This window comes from Mesorhizobium sp. M1A.F.Ca.IN.020.03.2.1 (assembly GCF_004023205.1).
Lineage (GTDB): Bacteria > Pseudomonadota > Alphaproteobacteria > Rhizobiales > Rhizobiaceae > Mesorhizobium.
This window is the reverse complement of record NZ_RZSV01000341.1, coordinates 1-4,248: the sequence shown is the minus strand read 5'-3', so window position 1 is coordinate 4,248 and position 4,248 is coordinate 1. Positions and strand designations below refer to the sequence as shown.

Sequence of the window (4,248 nt, the reverse complement as noted above, 5' to 3'; positions counted from 1 at the left end):
GATTGCGGCCGCGGCGCCTGCTCAATCGACGCGCAGTCCCTGCGCGCGGTCCCGGCAGCACGCAAATGGGCGCGTGAGATCGCCAGGGTGGTCTTCGATGGCCTTATGGCAGGAAGCCTGTCGGTGCCAGCGCAATTGGCTGCCAGGTGGGACAGGTTCGGTGGCCCCCTCACCGAGTTGATCGTCGAACTCGGCAGGGTCTGGGACGATCCCGCAGCGGGTCGCCGCGTCCAGTATCACCTTGAGCAAATGCTTCTCGACTCCGACGATCTCGCCGCGCCGCGCAGATTGGCGCGGACACTGGGAATTCGCGTCGACGCCGGAAATCCGGCCTCCACCGAACTTCCGGAAGGAATCGATCGAATTTATGCCTATCTGATGATGGACGGCCGGATCGAGGCTCGCGTGCAGTTCGGCGCGCTCGGGAAAGTGACAAGGAGCCATTGGATCGAGTTGGCCTCGCAGAGCGGCGTTGCCGACAAGTCAAACATGTCTGAAGCCGGGGCATCGTTGTCCATGGCGGAGCCTCCGTCCGATCCGGACAGCCACTTCGGCAAGCTGGCGCGATTGGCCGCGAAAGCGCAGGAACTGGTTCGGTCGAGCGCCGAACCTGCAGAGCCATTAGCGGCACCGCGCCGTAAACCGGCCGCGGATGACAACGGTACTGATCGCACGTCGTTCTGGAATCGCCGTTTCGCGACCGAGGATCCCTGGAACTATCGTTCGCCCTATGAGCAGGAAAAGTATGAGCGGCAGCTCGAAATTCTGCCTGCCGGTCTCATCGGACGGGCGCTTGAGCTGGCCTGCGCGGAGGGCCACTTCACGCGGCAGCTGGCGCCGCGAGTCGGCCATTTGACCGCAACTGACATCTCCAGCGTAGCCGTCGAGCGGGCGCGCGCGCGATGCAGCGATCAGCCGAATGTCGACTTCGGCGTACTGGATTTCTCCGCGGAAACGCTTCCGGGCAAGATGGATCTGATCGTCTGTTCGGAAGTGCTCTACTACCTGGACGATCTCGCTGAGTTGCGGCGCATCGCCAAGAAATTTGTTGAGGCGTTGACGCCTGGCGGCAGTGTCGTCAGCGCACACGCATTCGTGCTCCGCGACAATGTTGAGAGGACGGGCTTCGACTGGAACACATTCGGCGCACAAGCGATCTCGGAGACGCTGGCGGCGACCGAAGGCCTCGTCCTCGAGCGGTCGATCCAGACCGAGCTCTATCGCATAGACCGCTTCCGCCGCCTGTCACCGGACGGCGTGGCGACGGACCCGGTGATTGATCATGTGCCAATCCACGCGCCCATCGGTGTTGGAGTCGCGCGAAATATCGTCTGGGGCGGGGCACGGGCCTTGCGCCGCGACGTCGCGCGCAGCGAGCGGCGGCAGCATGTCCCTGTCCTCATGTACCACGGCATCGCCGATGATGGTCCAGCCGCGCTCGCCCGTTTTCGGCTCACGCCCGCCGCATTCGACCGCCAGATGGCATGGCTGCGCGCCAATGGCTTTCACGCCATCACGTCCGAGCAACTGGGATGGTCCATCGCCAACCGTGAACCTTTCGTTGGTCGCCCGGTGCTCATCACCTTCGATGACGGCTTCCAGAATTTTGCCGACCATGCTTGGCCGATCTTGCGCGCGAACGACCTGACCGCGGAAGTGTTCCTGGTAACGGACTTGGTAGGGGAAAGTGCACGGTGGGACATCGACAGCGGTCCGCCGACGCAGCTCATGGACGCTGGGACGGTGCGACGTCTCGCCGGCGAAGGTGCGTTCTTCGGAAGCCATCTGGCGACGCATCGCGCGATCGATGGTCTGTCGAGTTCTGATTTGGCCGCCGAGCTCCTGCGCTCTCGCATGTTCGTCGAACGGTGGACCGGTCGGCCAACCACGGCGTTCGCGGCACCCTTCTCTGTCACCGACCGACGGCTTGGCCGGCTGGCCAGGGAGTGCGGCTATCGGATCGGCTTCGGCGGCAAACACGGGCCGGCGGATCTCGATTGCGATCCCATCGACCTTCCGCGCATCGAGGTTCGCGGGGATCGCTCGCTCGAAGACTTTGTTGCGCGTGTCGAGGCCGTGCTCGGATGACCGGTGAACAAACCGGGTTCTGCTTTTTTATCGGTGTCCCGCCCGACTACCTTGTTCGCAAGTCTATTGAACGACCTGGGATACGGCTGACATCAGCTCCTGCGGGTTTGGCGCCCCAAACATGTATCGCCCACCCTCTGGAACCTCCGTGAAGCTCCAGCGGACCACCCCCTGCCGGTCCAGCAGGAATTGACCGATCAGTTGTCCGTGTCCCGTTGCCATCATCTGCTGGTCGGCCTCGGTCACTTCGTAATGGTCCTTCTTGTCGAGGAATTCGCTGGCCGCAAAAGGATCCATGGGAGCGGGCAACTCGCCTGGTATGTCGACCCGCATATCCTTTGCCGCTGCCATCGAGACCTTGTACGGCCAGTTCGTGTCGTCCTGGGTAAATTCAAGATTGGGCAGTCCAAAAGCACGATGCGAAGCGCGTTCAGGGTCGGAAGCCGCAAGCAGATTCGGCATCGGGTGGTAGCGGAAATAGAGACGCGCCCGTTCGATCGGCGTGTTGACCACCGTCAGGCTTTCCACCCCCTTTTCGCGCAGTTCCGGATCAAGCCGCGCCTGGGCGGCGATATGGCGTCGGCAAAACGCACAATGCAGACCTCGAAACAGGCCAACCAGCACCGGTTTTTGTCCGCGGAAGTCGTCAAGCGCGATCTTGCCTTCCTGGGTTATGGCGTCGAGCACCACGTTCGGCGCACGATCGCCCGGTTGAAGCGGTACCAAGTCAATACGCGCGGACATTGTTCAACCTCCCACCCGGCTAGTCGAGAAAAGGCAGCACCACAAGCGCTTCCGGGTCTAGCCCGTGCTGGGCGCATATACCCTGCGCCAGGGAAAAGTAGCGTTCGGCCTCGGCCAAATTGTCGAGGTCGAGATTAAGCGTTGCCAGACCATCATAGCACGGAAACAGCAGTTGGGGTTCACTCGTTTCGCGCGCTACGTCCAGTGCTTCGTGGAACAAGCCAACCGCCAGTTCCGGACGACCATTGCACTGGTGGATCTGCGCAAGCACGATCAACGGCACCGGCAGATGCTCGCGCTGGTCGAGTGCCCGGTCGATCTCGATGGCCTTCTCGGCAGCAGGCACGCCCTCCGTTGGGCAACGATCCGTGAAAGTACAACAAGCAACCGCCAGGTTCGCGAGGAGGCGCGCCTGAAAGCCCGAATCACCAATATGGCGCGCCACTTCAAGACCGCGCCGACAGACCTTTATCGCCTGTGCCGGATCGATGGTCGTGTAAAGCACGCCGAGATTGGTGTAGCCGCGGCAGGCCGTGCCCAGCAGACCGGCGGCTTCGGCCAGTTCAATGCTACGCTCGATCTGGCGCACCGCTTCAAGGTTTCGCCCAAGGCGAGCCAGCGCGACAGCCTTGGTGTTGAGTGCCTCGGCGGTCACAAGAGTGGCGTCACGCCCTTCCTCGGAGACATGCTCCGTTGTCAGAGTGCGTACGCCATCCAGCGCCGCGTCTGCCCATTTTGCTGCGCGAGCGTGATCTCCGCCACGGAACGCCTGTCGGCCACGTTCTTGCCACAGCTGCGCCTGCTCGATCGGGGCATCCGCTCCTTCGAGGAGCGCTGCGGCTTCAGCATAGCGGGTTTCTGCGTTGTCCCGCTTGCCGACGTCCCAGAGCAGCCGACCGATCTTGCGCAAAACTCGTGCCGACGCGACGCGATTGCCTGACTCGCGATATGCCTGCAGCACCGTTTCGTAGTGCTGGTGCGCGACCTCGCGGCGGCCCACCGGGCCGCTCAAATCGGCAATGCGCTCCGCGATTGCCAGCTTGAGCGGCGTTTGCCCGATCGCGCCCAACGCAGCCAGCGCTCGCTCATAGAAACGAAGGGCGTCGTCGTTGGCGTATATCATGCGAGCGCGATCGCCCGCCGCCTGCAAGTAATGCGCGCCTTTCTCCCGCTCCGCGCTCTGCGCGAAATGATGACCGAGCACGGTCAAATCCTCGAGCCGTTCCGGCTTGTCGCCACACAGCTGCTCCAAGGCGGCACCGACCCGCCCGTGGATATCGGTCCGGCGTTGCAACAGCAGATTCTGGTAGATCACGTCCTGCAGCAACGTTTGCGTAAAGCGGTAGCTTGGCGACGAGATCGAGCCTGATCCGGCGACCTCCTCGATGATTTCGGCATCGCAAAGCAGTTCGCAGC

Annotated in this window: 2 protein-coding genes and 1 pseudogene; 1 reads left to right on the top strand and 2 read right to left on the bottom strand. The window is 62.7% G+C overall.

Annotated features, from left to right (window positions below; genetic code table 11):
• A partial coding sequence (locus EOA79_RS30075; protein ID WP_128293565.1) for an SAM-dependent methyltransferase occupies window positions 1–2,088 on the top strand: 2,088 nt, incomplete at its 5' end.
• A gap of 63 nt (window positions 2,089–2,151) precedes the next feature.
• Here the strand turns inward: EOA79_RS30075 and EOA79_RS30070 are convergent.
• Both EOA79_RS30070 and EOA79_RS30065 read right to left on the bottom strand, forming a co-directional pair.
• Complete coding sequence (locus tag EOA79_RS30070) at window positions 2,152–2,832, bottom strand: redoxin domain-containing protein (protein ID WP_066994127.1); 681 nt, start codon at window positions 2,830–2,832, stop codon at window positions 2,152–2,154.
• 19 nt (window positions 2,833–2,851) lie between these two features.
• Window positions 2,852–4,248 (bottom strand): annotated as a pseudogene (locus EOA79_RS30065) (adenylate/guanylate cyclase domain-containing protein); the annotation flags it as partial.